The organism is Fusibacter ferrireducens (assembly GCF_015352425.1).
GTDB lineage: Bacteria > Bacillota > Clostridia > Peptostreptococcales > Acidaminobacteraceae > Fusibacter_A > Fusibacter_A ferrireducens.
On the sequence record NZ_JADKNH010000009.1, the window covers coordinates 210,896 to 233,486 of the forward strand.

At 39.1% G+C, this 22,591-nt stretch carries 27 protein-coding genes; 1 reads left to right on the top strand and 26 read right to left on the bottom strand.

Annotated features, from left to right (window positions below):
- The 26 genes from ISU02_RS15640 to rho form a co-directional block, all read right to left on the bottom strand.
- Window positions 1-543: a F0F1 ATP synthase subunit delta gene (locus ISU02_RS15640; RefSeq protein WP_194702773.1), complete on the bottom strand. Its 543-nt coding sequence runs from the start codon at window positions 541-543 to the stop codon at window positions 1-3.
- Complete coding sequence (gene atpF / locus ISU02_RS15645; protein ID WP_194702774.1) at window positions 531-1,064, bottom strand: F0F1 ATP synthase subunit B; 534 nt, start codon at window positions 1,062-1,064, stop codon at window positions 531-533. Before atpF ends, ISU02_RS15640 begins: the two co-directional genes overlap by 13 nt.
- A 42-nt stretch (window positions 1,065-1,106) precedes the next feature.
- The gene (gene atpE / locus ISU02_RS15650; RefSeq protein WP_069870502.1) at window positions 1,107-1,373 is read right to left on the bottom strand and encodes an ATP synthase F0 subunit C; all 267 of its coding nucleotides are present in this window, start codon (window positions 1,371-1,373) and stop codon (window positions 1,107-1,109) included.
- A gap of 66 nt (window positions 1,374-1,439) precedes the next feature.
- A complete protein-coding gene (atpE, locus tag ISU02_RS15655) occupies window positions 1,440-1,991 on the bottom strand; it encodes an ATP synthase F0 subunit C (RefSeq protein WP_194702775.1) in 552 nt (183 codons plus the stop codon).
- A 21-nt stretch (window positions 1,992-2,012) separates the two neighbouring features.
- Window positions 2,013-2,714: a F0F1 ATP synthase subunit A gene (gene atpB, locus ISU02_RS15660; RefSeq protein WP_194702776.1), complete on the bottom strand. Its 702-nt coding sequence runs from the start codon at window positions 2,712-2,714 to the stop codon at window positions 2,013-2,015.
- Window positions 2,704-3,135: an ATP synthase subunit I gene (locus ISU02_RS15665; RefSeq protein ID WP_194702777.1), complete on the bottom strand. Its 432-nt coding sequence runs from the start codon at window positions 3,133-3,135 to the stop codon at window positions 2,704-2,706. Before ISU02_RS15665 ends, atpB begins: the two co-directional genes overlap by 11 nt.
- Window positions 3,136-3,320: 185 nt before the next feature.
- Complete coding sequence (locus tag ISU02_RS15670; protein ID WP_194702778.1) at window positions 3,321-3,656, bottom strand: AtpZ/AtpI family protein; 336 nt, start codon at window positions 3,654-3,656, stop codon at window positions 3,321-3,323.
- A gap of 189 nt (window positions 3,657-3,845) precedes the next feature.
- The gene (locus ISU02_RS15675) at window positions 3,846-4,499 is read right to left on the bottom strand and encodes a 3-oxoacid CoA-transferase subunit B (protein WP_194702779.1); all 654 of its coding nucleotides are present in this window, start codon (window positions 4,497-4,499) and stop codon (window positions 3,846-3,848) included.
- Window positions 4,499-5,152, bottom strand: a complete 654-nt coding sequence (gene atoD, locus ISU02_RS15680) for an acetate CoA-transferase subunit alpha (RefSeq protein ID WP_194702780.1) — start codon at window positions 5,150-5,152, stop codon at window positions 4,499-4,501. Before atoD ends, ISU02_RS15675 begins: the two co-directional genes overlap by 1 nt.
- 87 nt (window positions 5,153-5,239) lie before the next feature.
- The gene (wecB, locus tag ISU02_RS15685) at window positions 5,240-6,361 is read right to left on the bottom strand and encodes a non-hydrolyzing UDP-N-acetylglucosamine 2-epimerase (RefSeq protein ID WP_194702781.1); all 1,122 of its coding nucleotides are present in this window, start codon (window positions 6,359-6,361) and stop codon (window positions 5,240-5,242) included.
- A gap of 326 nt (window positions 6,362-6,687) precedes the next feature.
- Window positions 6,688-7,740 carry an MraY family glycosyltransferase gene (locus ISU02_RS15690; RefSeq protein WP_194702782.1) on the bottom strand — a complete coding sequence of 351 codons (1,053 nt, stop codon included), beginning with the start codon at window positions 7,738-7,740 and terminating at the stop codon, window positions 6,688-6,690.
- A 38-nt stretch (window positions 7,741-7,778) separates the two neighbouring features.
- On the bottom strand, window positions 7,779-8,264 hold the full coding sequence (locus tag ISU02_RS15695; RefSeq protein ID WP_194702783.1) for a deoxycytidylate deaminase: 486 nt from the start codon (window positions 8,262-8,264) through the stop codon (window positions 7,779-7,781).
- A gap of 23 nt (window positions 8,265-8,287) precedes the next feature.
- Window positions 8,288-8,917 (bottom strand): uracil phosphoribosyltransferase, encoded by a 630-nt coding sequence (upp, locus tag ISU02_RS15700; RefSeq protein ID WP_194702784.1) that lies wholly within the window; start codon window positions 8,915-8,917, stop codon window positions 8,288-8,290.
- Between the two features lie 11 nt (window positions 8,918-8,928).
- Window positions 8,929-9,375, bottom strand: a complete 447-nt coding sequence (rpiB, locus tag ISU02_RS15705; RefSeq protein ID WP_194702785.1) for a ribose 5-phosphate isomerase B — start codon at window positions 9,373-9,375, stop codon at window positions 8,929-8,931.
- 57 nt (window positions 9,376-9,432) lie between these two features.
- Window positions 9,433-10,536, bottom strand: coding sequence for an L-threonylcarbamoyladenylate synthase (locus ISU02_RS15710; protein ID WP_194702786.1), 1,104 nt, complete (start codon window positions 10,534-10,536; stop codon window positions 9,433-9,435).
- 95 nt (window positions 10,537-10,631) lie between these two features.
- Window positions 10,632-11,801, bottom strand: a complete 1,170-nt coding sequence (locus ISU02_RS15715) for a cation:proton antiporter (RefSeq protein ID WP_194702787.1) — start codon at window positions 11,799-11,801, stop codon at window positions 10,632-10,634.
- Between the two features lie 107 nt (window positions 11,802-11,908).
- On the bottom strand, window positions 11,909-12,979 hold the full coding sequence (prfA, locus tag ISU02_RS15720) for a peptide chain release factor 1 (protein ID WP_194702788.1): 1,071 nt from the start codon (window positions 12,977-12,979) through the stop codon (window positions 11,909-11,911).
- Between the two features lie 53 nt (window positions 12,980-13,032).
- The gene (gene prmC / locus ISU02_RS15725; RefSeq protein ID WP_194702789.1) at window positions 13,033-13,887 is read right to left on the bottom strand and encodes a peptide chain release factor N(5)-glutamine methyltransferase; all 855 of its coding nucleotides are present in this window, start codon (window positions 13,885-13,887) and stop codon (window positions 13,033-13,035) included.
- 11 nt (window positions 13,888-13,898) lie between these two features.
- On the bottom strand, window positions 13,899-14,831 hold the full coding sequence (locus tag ISU02_RS15730; RefSeq protein ID WP_207736353.1) for a DUF1385 domain-containing protein: 933 nt from the start codon (window positions 14,829-14,831) through the stop codon (window positions 13,899-13,901).
- Between the two features lie 233 nt (window positions 14,832-15,064).
- Complete coding sequence (locus ISU02_RS15735) at window positions 15,065-15,850, bottom strand: EFR1 family ferrodoxin (RefSeq protein WP_194702790.1); 786 nt, start codon at window positions 15,848-15,850, stop codon at window positions 15,065-15,067.
- A gap of 11 nt (window positions 15,851-15,861) precedes the next feature.
- Entirely contained in the window at window positions 15,862-16,227 is a 366-nt protein-coding gene (locus ISU02_RS15740) for a hypothetical protein (RefSeq protein WP_194702791.1), read from the bottom strand.
- 76 nt (window positions 16,228-16,303) lie between these two features.
- Window positions 16,304-17,104 carry a DUF6597 domain-containing transcriptional factor gene (locus tag ISU02_RS24375; protein ID WP_194702792.1) on the bottom strand — a complete coding sequence of 267 codons (801 nt, stop codon included), beginning with the start codon at window positions 17,102-17,104 and terminating at the stop codon, window positions 16,304-16,306.
- On the bottom strand, window positions 17,101-17,697 hold the full coding sequence (locus ISU02_RS15750; RefSeq protein WP_194702793.1) for a thymidine kinase: 597 nt from the start codon (window positions 17,695-17,697) through the stop codon (window positions 17,101-17,103). The genes ISU02_RS24375 and ISU02_RS15750 overlap by 4 nt, the downstream gene beginning before the upstream one ends.
- Window positions 17,698-17,783: 86 nt before the next feature.
- Window positions 17,784-18,395 (bottom strand): copper homeostasis protein CutC, encoded by a 612-nt coding sequence (locus tag ISU02_RS15755; RefSeq protein ID WP_194702794.1) that lies wholly within the window; start codon window positions 18,393-18,395, stop codon window positions 17,784-17,786.
- 143 nt (window positions 18,396-18,538) lie between these two features.
- The gene (gene rpmE, locus ISU02_RS15760) at window positions 18,539-18,739 is read right to left on the bottom strand and encodes a 50S ribosomal protein L31 (RefSeq protein WP_194702795.1); all 201 of its coding nucleotides are present in this window, start codon (window positions 18,737-18,739) and stop codon (window positions 18,539-18,541) included.
- Window positions 18,740-18,839: 100 nt separating this feature from the next.
- Window positions 18,840-20,246, bottom strand: coding sequence for a transcription termination factor Rho (rho, locus tag ISU02_RS15765; RefSeq protein WP_194702796.1), 1,407 nt, complete (start codon window positions 20,244-20,246; stop codon window positions 18,840-18,842).
- Window positions 20,247-20,515: 269 nt separating this feature from the next.
- Between rho and ISU02_RS15770 the strand changes: the two genes are divergently transcribed.
- On the top strand, window positions 20,516-22,351 hold the full coding sequence (locus ISU02_RS15770) for a stalk domain-containing protein (RefSeq protein WP_194702797.1): 1,836 nt from the start codon (window positions 20,516-20,518) through the stop codon (window positions 22,349-22,351).
- Window positions 22,352-22,591 lie beyond the last annotated feature (240 nt).

A 22,591-nucleotide genomic window follows, 5' to 3' on the forward strand; every position in this document is an offset into this window, starting at 1 on the left:
TTAAACTATTATTTGCGTTAAACCTTCAAGCATACCTTCTAGCTTGTACTTAACTGATCCATCAATGACTTGATCTCCCATTTTGATCACCATGCCGCCCACAAGCGCTTTGTTGATAATCGCCTCTAGTACCACTTGCTTGCCTGTTTTTAAAGCAAGTTTTTCAGTAATCTCTGAGAGTTGAGATTCAGTTAACGGCACGACTGTTTCCACAGTCACTTTTGCAACACCTTTGTAATCATCCACTCTTTGATCAAAAGCCGCCTTGATTTCAAGGATATCCGCCCCTCTTTTTTTATCTAAAATCACGTAGATGAAATTCAGAAGGCTTTCCGAAATTTTGTCCCCAAAAATCTCTTGAATGATTTTTTTCTTTTCCCCAAAAGCAATTTTAGGCGTCTTAAAAATTTCGAAAAACTCCGGGTAATCATTAAAACTTGAAACAAGAAATTCAAACTCCGCCTGAAGCGAGTCTATCATTTGTTCTTCCTTTGCGACTTCAAATAGAGCTTCTGAATACGTTTTACTAACTAATTCTGCCATTGAACTTCACCTACTTCATTGATGAACTTGTTAATAAGTTCTCGATGGTCGGCTTCATTAAGATCCTTTTCAACCACTCTTGAAGCTGCCATGATAGTAAGTTCAGATATTTGATCTTTTAACTCATTCACCGCTTTAATTCTTTCTCTTTCAAGCTCTCTATGTGCATTTGACTTCATTGCATCCACTTCAGTTTCAGCTGCTTTAACAATTTCAAAGGCTCTGTTCTCTGCACGCAAAGTGTGCTTCTTAACAATTTCCTTGCCTTCGTCTTCAGCAGTTTGAAGTTTTGCTTCATAGTCTGCCTTGAGCTGATTGGCTTCTTCTTCCAAACGTTGAGCAACAGCGATCTGTTCTTTAATTTCCGCTTCCCTGTTTTGCATAAACGTCGTCACAGGACCAAATAGAAATTTTTTAAGAATCAAAAATAGGATGAATGTATTAATTAACTGGAATACAAATGTCCAGCTTAACTCAACAAGGCCAAGTCTCAAACTTGCAGTAGCGAGTTCCATACTCATGTTGATCCTCCTTTACAAGGATTTTAATCCTATTTTTTTTAACTATAACAATTTTACCAATGGATTTGCAAATAATAAGATGAGTGCAATTACAAGACCATAGATACCAGTTGTCTCTGCAACAGCTGCTCCAAGTAACATTGTTCTTACGATATCTCCTTGAGCTTCTGGTTGTCTACCAACGCCTTCTGCGCCTTTACCAGCTGCATATCCCTGTCCAATACCAGGGCCAATCCCTGCGATCATTGCAAGACCAGCTCCAATTGCTGAACATGCTAACACTAATGCTTTTCCTGTAATAGGTTCCATAAGAAAAATCCTCCTTAACTTTTAAAGAATTTAAGATCATATTTACTTTTTTATGCTTCCATCTATCTACAATTTGATCAATGGATTAGCAAATAATAAAACAAGCGATATTACTAGTGCATAAATTCCTGTTGTCTGAGCAACAGCTTGCCCTACAAGCATTGTTCTGACAATCTGCGACTGAAGCTTTGGTCTTTTACCAACTGCTTCTGTTCCCTTTCCAGCAGCATATCCTTGACCCACTCCTGGGCCTATACCTGCTATCATAGAAAGGCCAGCTCCAATTGCTGAAGCCATAATAATAAGTGCCGCTCCCTTTAAGTCCACAAGTGGATTCCCAAAGAGCATAATTAAAGCTACCACAAGTGCCAAAATACCAGAAGTTTCTGCAACAGCAGCTCCAAGGAGCATTACCATTGTGGTTTCCCTCTGACTTTTAGGATTTCTTGAGACTGCTTCGGCACCTTTTCCTGCCGCATATCCTTGTCCAATACCAGGGCCTATACCAGCAATCATAGCAAATCCTGCGCCGATAGCTGATGCAGATAAGATCAGAGCTTTTGGTTCAAAGCTCATCAACCATTCTAAAAATTTTAAAACAAAATTGGTTGATTCCATAGATACACCCTTTCTCCGGTTTTATTCCATTGCACCTGAAATAAACACCATGGTTAGCATTGTAAAGATAAATGACTGAAGTAATCCAGCAAACAAATCAAAATAGATATGAAGTACTGCTGGTACACCTGCTTGCAAAAGCGGCACAGTCAAGCCGAGCAATGTGTCCGTAAACGCGCCTAACGCTCCATAGAGCAAAGTCATTATGATGACGCCGGCTGTTATGTTACCAAATAGACGGAAGCCAAGGGATATAGGGTTTGCAAGTTCACCGATAATGTTAAGTGGTAACAAAAACGGTATCGGTTCCAGAAAGCCTTTTCCATATCCTCCCAAGCCCTTTGATTTCATACCGAAAAACTGCGTGAGTACAAAAGTGGTGATCGATAAACACATGGTTGTGTTTAGATCAGCAGTTGGCGGTCTAAATCCGAATAATCCAATGATGTTGGAGATCCCAATCAAAAGTAGCAAAGTGCCAACATAGGGTGCAAATGCGATATTCTTTTCTCCCATGTTTTGCTTTGTCAAATTGTTGATCATCCCAACGATCTGTTCAACCACCAGTTGCAGGCCGGAAGCTTCTTTTTTCATATTGCGAGTCACTGCAACTGAAAATACAAGAAGCAAAAACATTATAAACCAGGTAACCGTTACTGTTTCAGTAACTGCTATATTCCCGATATAAAATGCAACTCGTGGTCCAAAACCATCAACGCCCATTAGTTTCATCCTCCTTTCTTTTTAAAATATTTTTGTAAAATTTTTTATCATTAAAAAGATTGGTAGCTAAGATGATAAATTTTATCATTACGAGACCGATTATAGTCCCAATGATATTTATATAAGGTGCAGTAATGGAGACAAAAATCACCACCGCTGTCACAATATATCTTAGAAAGTATTTTCTCGTTGTGAATGATTGCGCTTTTTCAGGCGGCATGTTAACTGCCTTTGTAAGCGTTATAGCGAGTTCTTTAAAATTGAGTGCACTTATTGCTGAACCAAAGATAAGGCCTAGCAAAAATGGCATCGGTTCGTCCATCCATAACGCACTTAAAATCGCAATTGCTATATCGGCAAACAACATATTTTTCAAAATGCTCTTTTCCAAATCCTTCACTGTGTTTTTCTCATTTGCCATTCTAAATCCCCTGTCTCGAATTTAAACCACCACTATATTATATCACTATTCAAAATAATTAAAATACTCACACCAACATAAATGCTATTCTTCCATTTTCTCAATTTATACGCTATCTATTTTAATTTTTTCGATTTCATGGACTACAGATAAATTTCTAGTTCTATAACGATTGGCGCTCGCCATTACAAATGAGTTTTGGATTCGTCTTCTTCATTCACTTTTTTCTCATTAGAGCTCTGTTCTCTCTGTTGCTCTCTTTCATAATTTTCCACTTGTGTTCGTGCCGTGTAATCATTTTTGTATTCCTTAGATTTCGTGGTTGCAAGCTGCATCAAGTTTCTAAATGCGGCTCCCACACCGATCACAATCATAATAACAAGCCAGATGGGTGTTGTACCAAATTTGTTGTCTAGAAAATTCCCTGCAAAAACACCAAATCCAATGGGTACCACCATCATGATCCCCACTTGCGATATGAGCGCAAGATTTTCCATTATGCTCTTTGTCGTCTTTTTCATACCGGGCCCTCCCCAATGGCTCACTTATACCCAAACACTCAAAATCTTAGACAATTATATCACAAAATATTACCATTCGTTAATATTTTAATAATAAAATGGGCACAATACTAGTATTGCGCCCATAGAATTTAAAAACACTCTCAAAAATTTATAATTTTCTGTCTTTATCCCTTATCGCTTGATAAATTATAAACACATTGTCTTGAGATCTGGCGCAATAATAAGTTTTGCAGAGGTAGCTGTTTGGACATCCTCAACCGATAAATCAGGATGAATTTCTTTCAAAACCAACCCTTTATCCGTCACTTCCATTACACCCATTTCAGTTATGATTAAATCGACTTGTCCTTTGGCCGTCAATGGCAAAGTACATTCTTCTAAAATTTTAATAGAACCTTTTGCAGTATGTGTCATGGCGACAATCACTTTTTTGGCCCCAGTTACGAGATCCATAGCGCCACCCATACCAGGCACTTTTTTGCCAGGTATCATCCAATTCGCAAGGTTGCCTTTTTCATCTACCTGTAGTGCCCCTAATACAGTACAATCAAGGTGTCCGCCTCTGATGATGGCAAAACTCATAGCACTGTCGAAAAATGCTGCTCCAGGTAGAACAGTAGAAGGTTGTCCCCCTGCATTTACAAGGTTTTCTATTTCTGCTCCTGGTTCTGGTGCATTTCCCATGCCTATGAAACCATTTTCAGATTGGAAAGTCACATCAATGCCTTCAGGTACATAATTCGCAACAAGTGTTGGTAATCCAATACCCAAATTGACGAGATCACCATCTTTTAATTCCATAGCAACTCTCTTTGCAATTATAGCTTTAACATCTGCCATTATTTCGCCCCCTTTACAATATAACTGACGAAAATATGAGGTGTCATTACTCTGTCTGGGTCGATACTGCCCACTTCCACAATTTCATCAGCTTCCACAATCACAGTTTCTGCTGCCATTGCCATCAAAGGATTAAAGTTACGTGCAGACTTATCAAAGACACAATTGCCTTTTCGATCAACTTTGGATGCTCTTATGATTGCGACGTCAGCTTTTATAGGTTTTTCAAGGATAAAAGTCTCCCCATCAACAACCACTTTCTCTTTGCCTTCTTCCACAATCGTGCCAAGACCCGTTGGCGTCAGTATTCCACCAAGTCCTGCACCACCAGCTCTAACTTGTTCTGCAAGTGTCCCCTGTGGCACCAACACAACATCCAATTCACCAGCGTTCATTTGTCTTCCTGTTTCAGGATTTGTTCCAATATGTGAAACAATTACCTTACTGACATTTCTTTCAACGACAAGCTTACCAATATTTTGATCTGGAAAGCTCGTGTCATTGGCAACAACGGTTAGGTTTTTAATACCCTTCTCGATGATTTTGTCCACAAGCAGATCTGGGGAACCCGTTCCCAAGAAACCACCTATCATGACAGTCATGCCATCGTTAATTTTGGATACGGCTTCTTCAAGCGTAATTATTTTCTCCAAAACTTACACCTCCCTATAAAGTTTTGAGTGTTTGACCACCCTTAAAATCCCTTCCTTTAGGATACCATAAATTTTGAAAAAATTAAATTATAACTTATGCAAAAACTGTGCTTTTATTGCATCGACAATCCGCAAACAGGCCTTGCCATCACCATATGGATTCACTGCCTCAGCCATTTTTTCGTATGCTTTCTCATCTAAAATCAGATTTTCTGTAATATCAATGATCGTATTTTTGTCAACACCGGCAATTACCACGGTACCTGCCTGTACCGCTTCTGGTCTCTCCGTCTCGGTTCTGAGCACAACCACAGGTTTACCAAGTGCAGGGGCCTCCTCTTGAATGCCACCTGAATCCGTCAAAATGATGTCTACTTTCGCTTCGAGGTTGGCAAATGGTTCATAATCCAGAGGCTCAATCAAATGAACTCTATCGGCATCTTTCAAGTGCTTGTTGGCAATTTCTCTAACTGCAGGATTGAGGTGGATAGGAAATATAACCTGTACGTGCTCATTCCGATCAACAATCGCTCTGACAGCACCAAAAATATTTTCCATAGGTTCCCCCAAATTTTCTCTTCGATGTGCTGTCATTAAGATCGTCTTATAATTTTTATAATCGATTTGGTTGAGAATATCATCATCAAATACGTAGTCCTCCTTAATGACCATTTTGAGCGCATCTATAACCGTATTGCCCGTTTTGATAATTTGAGTTTCATCAACACCTTCTCTTTTCAAATTAGTCACATTGCCCTCAGTTGCTGCAAAGTGCATCACTGCAATTCTACCTGTCAAGCTCCTATTCATCTCCTCAGGAAAAGGACTGTAAATGTTATGGCTTCTAAGGCCGGCTTCCACGTGACCTACTGGAATTTGAGCATAAAAAGCCGCAAGCGCTCCAGCAAAGGTCGTCGTTGTGTCCCCATGTACTAGTATAATATCGGGCGCCTCAACAGCGAGAATAGATTCAATGCCTTTTAGTACCCTTGACGTGATATCACTGAGCGTTTGACCTGCTGCCATGATATTTAAATCGTGTTTAGGCACAATTTTAAAAAGATCCAGCACCTGATCGAGCATTTCCCTGTGTTGTGCTGTGACACATACAATTGATTCAATCTGCGGGTCCGCCTCAAGCGCTTTTACAAGTGGCGCCATCTTAATAGCCTCTGGCCTCGTTCCAAAAATAGTCATTACTTTGATCATATTATCCTCCACTATAGCTTATAGCTCTTCACTTAATAGCCTCTTCATATTCCTGTGAATGCCTATAATAGGCACCCTATAGTTGAAAAGCCTTCGATAAACTCGAAGGCTTTTTTATTAAAACAACCAGATTTGAGCCGAAAGCTGTGATGGGGAATGTTCAACCTCAAACAGCATCAGCGAAAATCTTTTTGGGCATTGAACGGTGCCCCAAATGTTGTTAATATCATGAATTACGGTCATCCGTTTTGGTCTAATTTAGCGCCAATTGTTCAGCCACTCCTAAGTTGTTAGACGAAAATAGGCTCATCAAAACAAGGCTCTGATTAACCCATTTTTGATTCCGCAGTGACTTTTTCAGCTTCTTTCTCCAAGGTCTTAACCTTATTCATAGGTATGAAGACGACAATGGCTGCAAGTGTCAATAAAACACCAGCACCTATGAATTCACCTTTGAGTAAAGCGATCGCACCAGCACCCATAAGTGCACCAATTAAATAAATGGATAGCACTGCTTTTCTTTGATTATAACCAATTGAAAGAAATCGATGATGCAAGTGGCCTTTATCTGCCTCCATGATGGGTCTCTTATTAATTAAACGTCTCACAATCGCAAACGCCGTATCAAAGATCGGAACACCTAAGGCAATAATAGGTACCACAACTGTAAGGGCCGTCGCCCCTTTAAGTGCACCTTCAATAGAAATTGCCGATAAGACAAGTCCTAAGAACAATGCCCCTGCATCACCCATAAAAATCTTAGCTGGATTAAAATTATAAGGTAAAAATCCCAATGAACTTCCCGCTAAAATCAAAGTGATGGTTGCTGCATCATAGCGATGATTAATAATGGCAATGTAGCCAAGCGTTATGGCTGCAATTGCAGAAATACCTGCTGCAAGTCCATCTAAACCATCGATGAGATTTACGGTATTCGTAACGCCAACGATCCATATGATAGATACAGGTATTGAGAACACACCAAAGTAAATATAATCTGTCGAACCAAAAAAGTTGGTTAAAAAGTTAATTTCAAAACCAGAAAAAACCAGTATTGAAGCTGCAACAAACTGCATAAAGAGCTTTGTCTTAGCACCTAACGGCCTGACATCATCCACCATTCCGGTTACAAGCACAACGATAGAGCCCAAAAATAATCCAAACAGCTTCGTCGTATGAATATTAGAAAATAAAAACATACTGACAAAAAATCCTGTAAAAATTGCAACACCACCCCATAGTGGAATTGGCCTATTATGCACACGTCGATCATCTTTTGGAATATCTATCGCACCAAACCTATGTGCCATCTTAATGACGAGTGGCGTACAAATAAAACTAATAACGCCTGCTAGCAAAGCTGATATATACATATCCATTACACCTCTTTTTTAAAAGACCCTTTCTGGATAATCCTCTAATATCCAATATGATTTTCAAGGGAATCATCATAGTAGATCCAATCGCATACATCAATTGTTCTAGATGTATTGGCATCATCTCTAATGATAACCCTTTTGATACCTGAGTTTATGATCAATTTTTTACACATTGCACAGGAATTCGCTTCAGCAACATAGTCATTACTAATGCGTTCCTTACCTACCAGATAAAGCGTTGCACCTATCATATCTCTCCTTGAAGCAGATATGATCGCATTTGCCTCGGCATGAACAGATCTACATTTTTCGTAGCGTTCACCTCTTGGAATATTGAGTCGTTCTCTAACACAAACACCCACATCAATACAGTTCTTGCGATCTCTTGGCGCACCAGAATAGCCAGTGGCAATAATTTCATCTTCATTCACTATAATGGCACCAAAGTTCCTTCTCAAACACGTGCCACGTTCAGCGACTGCTTCTGCAATATCGAGGTAGTAGTTTATTTTATCCGTTCTCAACTTGACGCCTCCATCCTTATTGATTACTTCGTACCAAACAATCTGTCTCCAGCATCACCAAGACCTGGAATAATATATGCATGATCATTTAATTTTTCATCAATAGCTGCAATATAGATATCCACATCTGGATGTGTATTCTGAACAGCAGCAATACCTTCTGGACAGCCAATTAAGCAAACTAATTTAATGCTTGCCGCACCTTTATTTTTTATAAATTGGATCGCAGCATTTGCAGAGCCCCCTGTTGCAAGCATTGGGTCGACGACAATTAAATCTCTTTCATTGACATCTGTTGGAAGCTTACAATAATACTCCACTGGCTCTAAGGTTTGAGGATCTCTATAGAGACCAATGTGACCTACTTTTGCTGCTGGTAAAAGATTTAAGAAACCATCCACCATACCTAAGCCCGCTCTTAAAATGGGTACAATACCCACTTTTCTGCCTGATAATACTTTAGTCATCATCTTGCAGATTGGCGTTTCAATCTCAACTTCTTCAAGAGGTAAATCACGTGTTACTTCAAATGCCATCAACATGGACATTTCCTTTACAAGTTCTCTAAACTCTTTTGAACCCGTATTTTTATCTCTGATCAAGCTCAACTTATGCTGTATTAAGGGATGATTCATCTCGAATACTTTACTCATTTTCCACCTCTTTATAATTTTTCTGATTCTATTTTCATAATCTTGCCTACTCTAAGCGCATGTCTGCCGCCTTCGAATTCTGCATTAAAGAATTCATCAATAATTTTTATGGCTAACCCTTCGCCAACGACGCGGGCGCCGAGCGCTATAATATTGGCATTATTATGCTTTCTCGCCATCTCAGCACTAAAAGTATCACTCACTGGCGCTGCAATAATGCCTTTTACTTTGTTCGCCGCAATTGAAATGCCAAGTCCTGTGCCGCAGATCAAAACGCCGAGTTCAAAATCACCCTCTACAATTGCCTCTGACACCTTAAGTGCATAATCTGGATAATCACAAGATTCTGCTGTGTATGTGCCAAAATCTTTCACTTCATACCCTTTAGACTGCAAATGCTTAACAATTGTGTCTTTTAAGATCAAACCACCATGATCTGAACCAACTGCTACCTTCATCAGGCACCTCCATTTTTATTCCTATTCATTATAAAATTTTGAACACTAAATTGCAAATTAAATTCTTATTACTTTCCCACCAGAGGCTTTTTTTAGGCGATTCATAATCGCATAACCAATGCCATGTTCAGAAACGCCTCTTATGAGAATCTTATCACAATGGACTTCGTCGCATCTTCTTAAATTCTGAAATAACAATCTTGCAAATTCTTCCACATGCTTGATGCTCCCATGTGTACATAAAAAAATATGCCTTTTTAGGACATCCGCTTTGTATTTTGTCTCCAAGAATTTTTCGAGCACCAACAGGTCCTCTTCAAAGCCCATAATGCCAAGTTTGTAATTGAGATCCACTGCATTTGCAACTGCTGATTCAAATGTCAAGATAATCTTTGAAGCTTCTCCAACCACAACTTCAACCTCTGCTTCAGGTGCATAGTGCTTATATTTCATACCTGGAGCTCTCGGTGCAAGACCAGCAAGGTCCTCTGCTGAAATCGCCGGGTCCAATTGACAACCGCCTACAATATTCTCAATCATTTCCGGAGTAATCTTGCCAGGTCTGAGAATCATTGGCATATCTCCAGTCACATCGAGCACTGTGGATTCAAGGCCCACTTTAGCGTCCGGTCCATCAATTATAAAATCCACTTTTCCCATTAAGTCTTCAATCACATGCTTTGCCTTTGTTGGACTTGGCTTCCCTGAGAGATTTGCGGAAGGTGCTGCCACGGGCACACCGGATAATTCGATCAATTTAAGCGCTATAGGATGATCTGGCATTCTAACTGCAACCGTATCCAGCCCACCTGTGACTTTACTAGGTACTTTAGGATTTTTGCGAAATATAAATGTAATGGGACCTGGCCAGAATGCCGACATCAACTCCAAAGCATAAGGTTTAATCTCCAAAACGAGTTCATTGAGCTCTGACACTTTTGAAATATGGACAATCAACGGATTATCAGAGGGTCTTCCTTTTGCCTCATATATTTTGGCAACAGCCACATCACTAAGTGCATTAGCGCCTAACCCGTATACAGTCTCTGTTGGAAATGCCACGGTTCCACCTTGCCTTAACGCTTCTGCTGGCGCTGACAAGAGACGCGTCAGTTCAAGGGCATCTATATTCATTTCTTCTATTTTTATTAATTTGGTCATGAAACACTCCATCTTTCTCTCAAGCCTATTTTGCTGATGCTTTATCCAAGAAAAAGCAGTCCCTTTCCGAGAACTGCTTTCATGTCTATATTAAATTACGAATGTACTTCGCCAATTTTCTGTTTTCTATTAAACGTCCACTTTAACAGTGACGGTGTTATCAATGTGGTCACAAGCACCATAAGAATCGTCGCTGCCATATCCTTTTGTGTTAAGATTGACATCTTAAGGCCTAAATTGGCAACAATAATTGCAACTTCTGCCCTAGGTACCATCCCAACACCAATTTGAAGAGATTGAGTACTGTCAAATCCAGAGAGTCTTGCACCTACGCCGCAACCAATTATTTTCCCAAGTGATCCCAATACAATGAGAATTGAACCAATCCCCAGCGCCGAAAGTGCTTCCATAATGTTAATGTCCATCCCTATACCCACGAAAAATACTGGGGTAAATATAAAACCAGAAATCTTGCCGATTTCATGTGAAATTTGATGTTGATGCTTAGTCATCGAAAAAATGAGACCCGCAAAATAAGCACCTGTAATCGCTGCAACGCCAAATTCCTCAGATAAAAAAGCTAAAAACAGGCACAATACAATCGCCCATATAATCACTTTATCTTCAACGATGAACTTATCATCGATTTTCTTTAACACCCTGATGACAACAAACCCAAGCGCATATAAGATGGCGAAAAAGACCACAATCTTCAAGATGACCATGAACACAGAGCTCGTCGCATTAGGACTTACCATACCTACTAAAAGCGTCAAGAGCACAATGCCAACCACATCATCTATAATCGCAGCACCTAAAATCATAATGCCTTGCTTTGTCCGCAGTTTTCCAATCTCTCTTAAAGTCTGCACAGAAATACTGACAGATGTTGCTGTGGCAACAACGCCTAAAAACAGCGCCACCGTTTTATCATGTGAAGGCACAATCAACATCATTCCAGCAAACACAAGCACAGCAGGAGCAATAACGCCTCCAAGAGCAATCATTGATGAGGATTTGCCTGACTCAACTAACTCTTTTACATCCGTCTCCAACCCTGCAATAAACATTAGGAGCACGACCCCAATTTCTGCGAATTGGTTGATAATCTCAGTCTTCTCCATAAACCCAGCACCCAAAATCAATCCGACAATAATTTGTCCAAGTACTGCAGGCTGCTTTAGTCTTTCACTGATCAGGCCAGCCACATGTGCTGCCAAAAGAATTGCCGCTAATTGAAGTAAAAACAAATATTTCGATTCCATACTAACCCACCCCATTGGATTTAGTCCACTGAATTAGTATACTCCTTAAAAAAAGACACTTCAAGGGGTTTAACCGAACTTTAAAATTTCCATGAGAAACATAACAATTACGCCTCTAACGATTTCATAGCCTCCGCTTGGAAAAAAGTCACCAGTTCATCAATCATCTCATCAATTTCACCTTGCATATAACTGTCTAATTTATACATCGTCACAGGTATTCTGTGGTCTGTTATACGCCCTTGTGGGAAGTTGTAAGTCCTGATTTTGGCGCTTCTGTCACCAGTGCCAACTTGACTTCTTCTCTCTTCTGCGATTTCTTCATTTTGCTTGTTCTGTTCTATTTCAAAAAGTCTCGCCTTTAAAACTTGCATTGCCTTTTCTTTGTTGCTCAATTGCGACTTGCCATCTTGGCAACTTACCACTAACCCTGAAGGCATATGCGTAATTCTAACAGCAGAGTCAGTGGTGTTGACACTTTGTCCGCCATTTCCAGAAGACCTAAAAACATCTATCCTAAGATCATTGGGCTTAATTTCAACTTCAACATCATCTACCTCGGCAAGCACTGCAATTGTAGCAGTTGAAGTGTGTATTCTGCCCCCTGACTCCGTTTGTGGAATTCTCTGTACACGATGCGTGCCACTTTCAAACTTAAGCCTAGAATACGCACCTTGGCCTTTAATCATAACAGAAGCTTCCTTGATCCCGCCGACGCCAGTCTCATTTGTATTGAGTATTTCAACCTTCCAGCGACGCCTTTCTGCATATCTAATATAAAGTCTCAGGAGTTCAGCTGCGAACAAACCAGCCTCATCGCCACCAGCACCTGCTCTCACTTCTAGAATAACGTTTCTATCATCATTTGGGTCTTTAGGCAAAAGTAGTTTTTTAAGATCCATTTCAATGGTTTCAATTGAGCCTTCAAGTTCAGAGAGTTCCATCTTTGCAAGTTCTCGCATTTCTTCATCATTACTCTCTTGAAGCATTTCTTTAGCTTCTTCAATGCCCTGTTTTACAGCTTTATACTCTTTGTACTTTTCGACAATTTGAGACATCTCCGAATGTTCTTTCATGAGCTTTTGCCAAAGCGTCTGATCATTTATAACTTCAGGGTCAGATATCTTCAACCCCAACTCTTCAAATCGTTCCTCAATAAATTCTAACTTGTCAAACATAACTTCCTCCAATTATCCGTTCTATTTATCCTTTATAAGTTGAATTTTTTAATTCAACCCATCATGGCATTTTCAAAATGACCATATATAAATCGTGGTACACCACGCAAATCACTAAAAACGCCGATATTATCGTACCCATTTACTTCAAAGAGCTCTACAATTTTCTCGGATTGATCATAACCCGCCTCAAAGATAAGCAGTCCATTGGGTTTTAAGTACGACTTTGACTTAGGAATAATCCGTCTGTAAAAATCAAGGCCATCCTTCCCACCAAAGAGCGCAAGTTCAGGTTCATAATCCTTAACTTCGGGTTCAAGCATCTTTAAATCTTTCTCAGAAATATAAGGTGGATTCGACACAATTATATCCATTTTTTGAGGCTCAATGTTTTCAAATAAATCACTTTTTAAGAGTGTCACTCTTTCTTCCACGCCATTCAGTCTCACATTTTCTCTTGCGATTTCAAGTGCATCTTCTGAAATATCCACTGTTGTCACCTCAGAATATTTTAAGTAATGTGCTAGAGAAATTGCTATGGCACCACTGCCCGTTCCTATGTCCAGTATTTTTGTAGGTTGCTCATCCACATATTGAATGATGTACTCCACAAGCGACTCTGTGTCCTGTCTTGGAATGAGAACCCCCTTGCTCACTTTAAAGGGCAATCCCATAAATTCATGAACACCCAATATATATTGAATAGGCTCTCTTTGCGCCCGCCTTCTCACCATTTCCACAAGATCGCCATAAGCTTTTTCTGTAATCGCCTGCTGCTTATAAATGATCAAGTCTAACACAGAGCAATCCAGCACATGACAAAGCATCCATTTAGATTCAATTTCCCATTCTGAAGTAATCGGCTGTAATGCTTCATTTAACCACACTTGAACCTCTTGAATTGTCATAAGTGCCTCCGCTACAAATCCGAGCCCATGCGATCTAAAACGCTTTTAAAAGCAGCAATTGCCACTTCAAGTTGTTGATCGTCGGGTTCTCTTGTCGTCAGTTTTTGCATCCATAAACCTGGTGCACCAATCATTTTAACCCAGCCCGCTTGTGATTTGCCAGCTATTTTTATAAACTCATACGAAAGCCCTGCCACAAGAGGTAACAAAACAATTTTTGTCAGTATTCTTATAATCAAGTTTGACCAACCTATGAAAGTAAACAAAATGATGCTGATCATCAAAACTAAAAATACAAAACTCGTGCCACATCTTGGATGCAACGTCGTATACTTTCTCGCATTCTCAACAGTAACTTCTTCTCCATGTTCAAAACAATGTATGGTTTTATGCTCAGCACCATGATACTGAAAGACACGTCTTATATCTTTCATCTGAGAGATAATGACAATATAAGCGATAAACACGCCAATTTTTACGACGCCCTCAATTGCGCTCAATAAGATTTGATTCGTAATGACACTTTTTAACAAACCCACTGAAAAAGTAGGCACTATGCCAAAGAGCACTAGTGCGAAACCAAAAGCGGTCAAAATGGATATCGCCATTAAAATGTCATCTGCACGCTTGCCAAGCTTTGTGTACAAAAATTTTTCGAATTTAGACTGTTCGTAATTTTCATCTGTCTCAGCGTAAAATTCAGCTGAGTAAGTCAACGCTTTAATCCCCACAGTCATAGAGGCAACTAGATTGAAAACGCCTCTGAGAATTGGCATTTTCGCGATTTTCCACTTTTCAATTGGGCTACCTTTTTCCATCTTCACTTCTATATTACCATCTGGCTTGCGAACGGCAATAGCAATGTCTTCTTTGCCGCGCATCATAACCCCTTCAATTAAGGCCTGCCCACCAATGCTTGTATATTTGATCTTTTTTTCTGACATACGACTTCCTTTCAATAGCGAAATTCAAAGATTTTCTTCTATATTATAGTCTAATAACATGTCTATTCCATTAAACGACTGTTAATTATTTTATCATATTTGCAAGTAAAATTATAGTAATTAATTTTAACACAAAAAAAGGCTCCCACTTTATTTGCTTTGATCTTTTGGATCAAACAATAGAGCGGAATCCTTATACACTTGCCTTATATCCATGCACTTCACACAGTGTCTTACTCTTTTTGGGGTTTTAGGGCATCTAGCTTGACGGTTTTCTTTTGGATCAAATGCTTTTGGTTGAGCATAAAGGCATTTTTGGGACAGTAATTGACACAACGCATACAAGCAATACAGTTGTGATGATCGATTGAAATTTTTGAATCCACATATGAAATCACATGCATAGGGCAATGCTTGATACAGCTGCTACACTGAACACACTCTTCATGATTTACTTCGATCTTTTCACTCATGGAAGTCCATATCTTTCGATTCTTAGAGATCATGCGCATCCAATCAGAAAGCAAAGGCACACGTCTCCATTTGGTTTCTCCTTGGATCAACTTTTCTAAAAATGAATTTAGTTTTGGGATCACCAACGCCTGTTTTTTGAGACCTTCTTCCACTTTTTTTTGAGAAGTTTGCATACTTGTGGCCATTTTGATCTCACAGGCACCAACGCACTTGTAGCCCTTTTCAGTCAAGATCTTTTTTGCAGGCCCCACCACACCACCAGAAAAAGCTTCCATTGTATCAATCATAAAAATCGACTGCCCATTGCTTTGAGGCAAGCTCTCAATAAAATGCCATACATTTGGAAAAGTAGATTGAATCGCCACGGGAAAAATGAGACCTATTAAAGTAGAGTGATCCTGCTCTTGAAAAGCAGATGTCCCCATTTCAGTGAAGGTCACTGAGTACCCTCTTTGTTTGAAAAATGCCTCAGTTTCTTTTGCAACGACCAAAGTATTACCGGTTCCAGAAAAATAATACAGCGCAACAGCCTTAAAGTCTAACATATCTTTTCTCCCTACATCGTAATGGCTAATATAAATAGATAAACTGCCAGTGACATGTTTACTATTTCGAGCAACATGAGCGTCTTGGACATTTCAGTTGGCGATTTGGGAAAAATTTTCCCTAAATCAAGTGCATAAACTAAAAAATAGAGCACAGAGACAACCTTTGCACCTAAAACAGCAAACTCAGATGATTTCAGCATCCAATAAGATGTCACATAGGTCATTACCCCCAGTGAAATCAAAAAGATATTAAATCCCCAGAACACCACACCTTTCAACTTACTGAAATCGCGATTTTCAATGGGACCTCCTGGAACTAAAATCGAAAGTAACGTCACATTTAAGAACAGTATAAAACTTACATAATAATTCATCTTTGAATCAACCTCCTTATAGAACTTTATATCGTTATTATATAAAGGGTTACCCAAAAATAATTGTAAAAAATCATCAACTTTGACCATCTTTCTTTCGACTCATTTCCAATATATACTTTAACGTCAATTCATTTTGTGTTTCGGATAATTGTTTTGTCGTTTTACCGGTGTATTTTTGGCTGGTTTTAATCAAATGCGCTTGGTCATAATAATGTGATTGTAGTTTTTCTGCATCGCCTATCCGACTTGAAAATTTAATAATATCAGCATACGCTTTTGGTGTTAATCCCATTTTCTTTTTAAACTGTCTCTCTAGTGTGCTTACGCTCATATAAAAATAATCTGCCATTGCTTTAACAGAAAACTCTGCGCTATGCGCTTCTATATAATCCATCATTTCAGTGTCTAACTGGTCATTTTCCAAATAGAGTTCAAATCTTGTCTCTAAAAAAGCATAGATGTGTCTGACACGTGCTTCAGCAGACAGCTCTTGTTTTAACGCCGAGAACAGATCCCAAAGTTCGGGAGTGCCAGTCATTGTGCGGTCCGTAATTTCGTTGCAATTTAAATTAAAAAGCAACATAAATGCAGGTGGCAAAATTGAAATGCCAATCTGATAGACATTTTCTCCATAGAATACTTTCTTAGCACTTTGAATCTGACCGACAACGACGACATTCGGCACTTTATCATAGCTGCCATTGTCCAGAACCATGTCATATAGGCTTTCAAAGTTGAATATGATATTGAGATGTCCAAGCGGCATAATCAGATCTTCTCTCTTATCCACTGGAAGATCAGAGTATTGCACAATCCAGACATAATCAATCAGTTTTTCAAGATTTTCAGGAGGTAAAACATGATCTACCCTCACGACTTGGAAACCTTATCCTTAAATTCAAAATAACAAGAAGCACAGAGTGATTCATATTCCACCTGATTCTCGCCATCTATAGCCACTTGATCCCCTTCAAAGACAAATTCTCCATTGATTTTTCTGCCGTTGAGAATTGCTTTTCTGCCGCATCTACAAATGGTTTTGAGTTCTTCTAAACTATGCGCTAAAAGAAGCAACCGTTCAGAACCTTCAAATCCTCTCATTGAAAAGTCTGTCCGAAGCCCATAGCAAATCACTGGTATATTGCGCTTAACTGCGATTTCAAAAAAATGGTCAATATGATGACGTTTAAAAAACTGGGCCTCATCCACAAGAATACAATCCACTTTGCCATGTGTATTCAAATATTGATCCACACATTGATTCACATCATCTTCGGGTTTGATTAAGATATCCACAGTCTTGGAGATCCCCAATCTTGAAACCACTTGATCGCCCCCTTTTGTATCTGTAAAAGGTTTGACGATAATAGAATGCATGCCGCGTTCCTTATAATTGTACATCACTTGCATCAAAGCCGTGGACTTTCCACAGTTCATTGCACCATATCTAAAATATAATTTTGCCATTTTATTTGCCCCCAGCGGATTAATATTTTGCTGCTTATTTGTTACATTCTATTTTACCATTGATATACTTGAATTTGAATGTCCTCTCAAACAATTTTACTGCCATGCACCTCAGATACACCTGTTTTTTCTACCAATTCAAGGTAGTTGTCCTTTGTCACGCCACCACCTGGCATGATGATGATTTCGCCTTTGCTCTCCCTATGAAGTGCCTTTAAAGACTCTATATTATCAAACGCCGAGTGCTTTCCACCTTTTGTCAATATCCTCTTAACGCCTATGTCCTTAAGCCAATGCATGGACCTAAACAGATCCTTGCATTCATCAAAAGCCATATGAAAAGTGACTTCCATGCCTGTGGCTGCCACCATAAAGGCTTCCATATACGTTTTATCAACCTCGCCATCACTTGTTAAAGCTCCAATTGCAATACCTTGATATCCCCATTTTTTACAGAGTTCAATCGTTTTCAACATTACTTCAAATTCTTTAACTGTGTATATAAAATCGCCTCCCCTAGGCCTAACTAAAGCCATCAAGGGGATTTTAATTTTTTGCCGAATTTTCATGAGCATGTCTTCATCAGGCGTTACGCCTCCTATGTTTAAGCACTTGCAGACTTCAAGTCGATCTGCATGGTTCCGTGCTGCAATACAAGCCATTTCAAAATTGTCTATACAAGCTTCTCTTATGATCACAATGCCTCCAACGCCTTCTTGCTGACGCTTTCTCCAATTAGAACCTCTGAAAATTCTTTCGGTTCAAATCAAATCGTTTTAATTCATGTCGTTTTAACAACAAAAAAGGTTGGGAATTTTTCCCAACCTCAACAATCTCAAATTTATTTAAGACCATATTTCTCTTTGAATTTATCTGCTCTACCGCCGCGTTCTACTTGTTTAACTTGACCTGTAAAGAACGGATGACACTCAGAACAAATCTCGATTCTTATCTCTTCTTTTGTCGATTTAGTCTTGAAGTTGTTTCCGCATGCGCAGTGTACTTCAATCTCATGATAATCTGGATGAATTCCTTGTTTCATTATTGTTCACCTCTTTCTTTCTAAAATTTATATCAATAATAGATAATCTAATTTCAAGCCTTATCATTGTACCACAGTTGATTAAGACTTTCAATCACTTTTATAAAAAATCCCTATTTATGAGTTTTACGAATTCGTCATTGTTTCTTGTGCTGATCAAAGTATCAATTAATTTTTCTGTACTCTCTGCACTGTTTGACTTATCCAGATGCCTTCTGATACGCCATACGGCCTCAAGCTCATTCTTGTTGAATAAAAATTCTTCGCGTCGCGTGCCGGATTTCCTAATATCAACAGATGGAAATATCCGTTTTTCAGAAAGTCTTCGATCTAAAATCAACTCCATGTTGCCAGTGCCCTTGAATTCTTCGAAGATGACATCATCCATTCGAGATCCCGTCTCTACAAGTGCTGTGGCGAGAATCGTAAGCGATCCGCCTTCTTCAACATTTCTTGCTGCGCCAAAAAAACGCTTAGGCTTGTGAAGGGCATTTGGATCAAGACCACCTGACAATGTCTTGCCACTAGAAGGCATCACCAAGTTATATGCCCTTGCCAGTCTGGTAATACTATCGAGTAAAATCACCACGTCCTTTTTCTGTTCAACAAGTGCTTTGGCGCGATTCAGCACCATTTCAGCCACTTTCACATGATGAGAAGGCAATTCATCAAAAGTACTGTAGACCACATCTGCATTAATAGAGCGTTTCATGTCAGTTACTTCTTCAGGTCTCTCATCAATGAGCAACACAATGAGCTCCACATCAGGATAGTTTTTAGAAATGCTTTTCGCAATTTTTTGAAGTAAAATGGTCTTTCCAGATTTAGGCGGGGCTACAATAAGCCCTCTTTGACCTTTTCCAATTGGCGAAACAATGTCTATGATTCTCATGGCAAGTTCCCTAGAATCGCCTTCAAGTTTAAATCTCGAAGTTGGATACATTGGCGTCAAATCATCAAATTTAGGTCTTTTCCCATTGGATTCTGGCTTCAAACCATTGATCTGTTTTACATATAAAAGTGCCCGAAAGCGTTCTCCAGGATTTGGCGTACGCGTTACGCCCATAATTTTATCCCCTGTTCTCATGGAGAATTTTCTAATTTGAGAAGGGGACACATAGACGTCCAGTTCACTGGATAAAAAGTTTTGGAATCTTAAAAATCCGTAGCCTTGTTCGATAATTTCCAGCACACCTTCCACATCCTGTTTGCCTTCATTATTTTCCCTTTTGCCCCTTGATTCCGTCTCGTTCGACTTGTCCTCTACACTGATGCAATCCTCCTCGGAGTCGTCCTCTAAATCCTCTTCGTTCATGTCCTCCGAAAAGTCATCCTCAATGAATTCAATGGTTTCATCGTTCTCACTCTCTGAAGTTTCCTGGTTGCCATTAATGATCAAATCAATCAAATCATCTTTTCTACGCCTTGTCAAATCTTCAAATCCCATCGCTTTAGCAATCTCTTTCAAGTCTTGAACTTTTTTCAAGCGCAATGTTCTAATATCCATTTTTCCTCCAATTTGCAACGTTATTATGTAATTTTTAAATTTTAATGAACAAACAAAATAATTGATAAACAATCGTTTAAAAATAGTCAAATTGTGATATATTAAAGGAGATGTCCTTCTATTTTCTTCGGGGAAATTTAGGTTATTGCAAAAAAGAATGGTTCTGAGAAAATTCACACAAAGAATTGATGTTCACTAGAATAAATAGAATTGTTGCTACAGATAATACTAACATACTTCTGTAGACAAATCAAATGAAGGTGGTTGCAATGAATAAAAAGCTACTTATGTGCTTGCTTGCTATAATTTTGATAATGCCTACACTTGCTTACGCTAACACACCCATTATGGATGGCGATCCAATTATAGCGAAAGTCTATTTAGATGATTTTGAAATCCTCTTCACAAATCCACCGATCTATTTTCAAAATAAAATTATGGTGCCTGCACGTGCTGTTTTTGAAAAATTGGGCGTTCAAATTTATTGGATTGATCAATCCCAACAGCTTTTAGCTTACAGAGACAATGTCTTTGTGAAAATTCAAATTGGGAACGATATTGCCTATGTAAACGGCAAAGCGACCTCTATGGGCATTACGCCCCTTATCCGATCTGGTGAAATCTTTATCCCAGCTACTTTTATTGCAGATGTATTTAGTCTCAGTTATAATTTGGATTCCAAATCACATAGTATCAATTTGGATTTCAGAGAAAACTTATATGAGTATGAACAATTTGAAGGCCGCCATTATAAAAAAATCACCACACTCAACTGGGGCATCAGTTTTTTTATTCCAGAGTATTGGGAAAAAATTGACAACACGTATGCATCCTATGGCTATTTAAGTGATTATGAATATTATAGATTTGAACCCCGAGTATTGCCGCTTAATAGTGATTTCACCAGAGCCATTTTATCCAATGCCCTGGTGAACAATCTAAGGTATGAATATGGCAATCAGATTTCAAATTTAAAGACCTCTGAGCGCCTTTACAGTAATTTCCTATGTCATGTGATCACATATGATTTCCAAGGCCATCAAGAGCTTAAAAGGAAGTACATTTATGTTTTTTTTGAAAACAATAACGGCTATATTTTCGAAGGCGAAATCAATGACACTGTAGATCCAAATGATGCAAAGGCCATTTTCGATACAATTGTGAGCACTTTCCAGATCAGCAAACTCACTGTAGATGACAATAGCGAGCACTACATTGAACTCGGTAAATTTTATGAAAATGAAATGCATCTGGATATGCCACTCTACTCCAATATGATTGTCGAAAATCAATTTTTATTCAGCGGTACATTTCCTGAAGATACCACTTTAAAAGGGTTGCACATCATTGTCTCTAAAGGCTCTGAAAAGACAGAATACTATGCGCCTATTGCAAACGGCGTCTTTAAAGCCAATATTTTTACGCCTTTTGGTCTCGGTAAACACAATGTCACTGTAATGGTTGAGGAGAAGGGGGATGCACCTTTATCCGAAGATGGAAATCAAGATAAAAATGGGGATCAGAACACAGTTGTGCCAACACTTGATGAAATCGTCAATAATGCCATCTCGCTGGAGATGCCTATTGATTCCAAAAAAATTGTCATGAAGTTCAGTGTAATCAATACTTCTGATGATGCCATAAAATTCTTATTGCCATCCGATTATATTGACTATGATGCCAACATTGTTTATCAAACCGCAAACAGTTTGACATATAATCTTACGAATGACTATGCAAAGTCAAAGATGATCTATGAATGGCTGCTTGCCAACTACACCTATGAGCCCATTTTGGAAAACAACACGCTTTCCAGCACCACTGAAATGATTTCTAAAAAAAGTGGCACGGAAGTAGATCTCAGCATTTTATACTCAGGCTTAATGCGCTCTATGAACATCCCCTCACGAATTGTGAGAGGCACCAACGAACAGGTTTCTCACTACTGGGTCGAGAACTTCATCAATGGCAAATGGCAACTCTCGGATATTGCTTGGGAAATAAAATATAAAGGCGATCAACCGCAAAGAAGTCTTAAATATTTTAATCTCAACATGATGGGCCATTATTCGCAGTATAAAAAGACGGAGTTTTTACCGTTTTGATTTGCATCTATTCTAACCAAAAAACCCCCAATACCATTCCCTTTGGGAAGCGTCCTCGGCTACGCCTGTGGATTCCCGGCGGGGATGGTATTGGGGGTTTTGATGTGTAGGCATAGATGCAAATTGTTTGACATACAAAAGGTGGCATATTAGCATCCGTAGAGCAATCCGCAGGCCAAAAGCCGAGGACGCTTGCTCGTAGGGTGCTAATATGCCACCTTGTTCATCTCTATAATATTC

Excerpts from the sequence above, each read along its gene's own strand:
- rpmE (WP_194702795.1), bottom strand. The coding sequence starts at position 18,739 with ATGAAACAAGGAATTCATCCAGATTATCATGAGATTGAAGTACACTGC.
- atpF (WP_194702774.1), bottom strand. The coding sequence starts at position 1,064 with ATGAGTATGGAACTCGCTACTGCAAGTTTGAGACTTGGCCTTGTTGAG.
- ISU02_RS15670 (WP_194702778.1), bottom strand. The coding sequence starts at position 3,656 with ATGAAAAAGACGACAAAGAGCATAATGGAAAATCTTGCGCTCATATCG.
- ISU02_RS15665 (WP_194702777.1), bottom strand. The coding sequence starts at position 3,135 with ATGGCAAATGAGAAAAACACAGTGAAGGATTTGGAAAAGAGCATTTTG.
- rho (WP_194702796.1), bottom strand. The coding sequence starts at position 20,246 with ATGGATATTAGAACATTGCGCTTGAAAAAAGTTCAAGACTTGAAAGAG.
- ISU02_RS15715 (WP_194702787.1), bottom strand. The coding sequence starts at position 11,801 with ATGGAATCGAAATATTTGTTTTTACTTCAATTAGCGGCAATTCTTTTG.
- ISU02_RS15675 (WP_194702779.1), bottom strand. The coding sequence starts at position 4,499 with ATGGCAGATGTTAAAGCTATAATTGCAAAGAGAGTTGCTATGGAATTA.
- ISU02_RS15690 (WP_194702782.1), bottom strand. The coding sequence starts at position 7,740 with ATGGATATGTATATATCAGCTTTGCTAGCAGGCGTTATTAGTTTTATT.
- prmC (WP_194702789.1), bottom strand. The coding sequence starts at position 13,887 with ATGACAATTCAAGAGGTTCAAGTGTGGTTAAATGAAGCATTACAGCCG.
- ISU02_RS15770 (WP_194702797.1), top strand. The coding sequence starts at position 20,516 with ATGAATAAAAAGCTACTTATGTGCTTGCTTGCTATAATTTTGATAATG.
- ISU02_RS15710 (WP_194702786.1), bottom strand. The coding sequence starts at position 10,536 with ATGACCAAATTAATAAAAATAGAAGAAATGAATATAGATGCCCTTGAA.
- atpB (WP_194702776.1), bottom strand. The coding sequence starts at position 2,714 with ATGGGCGTTGATGGTTTTGGACCACGAGTTGCATTTTATATCGGGAAT.
- atpE (WP_194702775.1), bottom strand. The coding sequence starts at position 1,991 with ATGGAATCAACCAATTTTGTTTTAAAATTTTTAGAATGGTTGATGAGC.
- upp (WP_194702784.1), bottom strand. The coding sequence starts at position 8,917 with ATGAGTAAAGTATTCGAGATGAATCATCCCTTAATACAGCATAAGTTG.
- rpiB (WP_194702785.1), bottom strand. The coding sequence starts at position 9,375 with ATGAAGGTAGCAGTTGGTTCAGATCATGGTGGTTTGATCTTAAAAGAC.
- wecB (WP_194702781.1), bottom strand. The coding sequence starts at position 6,361 with ATGATCAAAGTAATGACTATTTTTGGAACGAGGCCAGAGGCTATTAAG.
- atpE (WP_069870502.1), bottom strand. The coding sequence starts at position 1,373 with ATGGAACCTATTACAGGAAAAGCATTAGTGTTAGCATGTTCAGCAATT.
- prfA (WP_194702788.1), bottom strand. The coding sequence starts at position 12,979 with ATGTTTGACAAGTTAGAATTTATTGAGGAACGATTTGAAGAGTTGGGG.
- ISU02_RS15730 (WP_207736353.1), bottom strand. The coding sequence starts at position 14,831 with ATGTCAGAAAAAAAGATCAAATATACAAGCATTGGTGGGCAGGCCTTA.
- ISU02_RS15750 (WP_194702793.1), bottom strand. The coding sequence starts at position 17,697 with ATGGCAAAATTATATTTTAGATATGGTGCAATGAACTGTGGAAAGTCC.
- ISU02_RS15740 (WP_194702791.1), bottom strand. The coding sequence starts at position 16,227 with ATGAATTATTATGTAAGTTTTATACTGTTCTTAAATGTGACGTTACTT.
- ISU02_RS15640 (WP_194702773.1), bottom strand. The coding sequence starts at position 543 with ATGGCAGAATTAGTTAGTAAAACGTATTCAGAAGCTCTATTTGAAGTC.
- ISU02_RS15735 (WP_194702790.1), bottom strand. The coding sequence starts at position 15,850 with ATGTTAGACTTTAAGGCTGTTGCGCTGTATTATTTTTCTGGAACCGGT.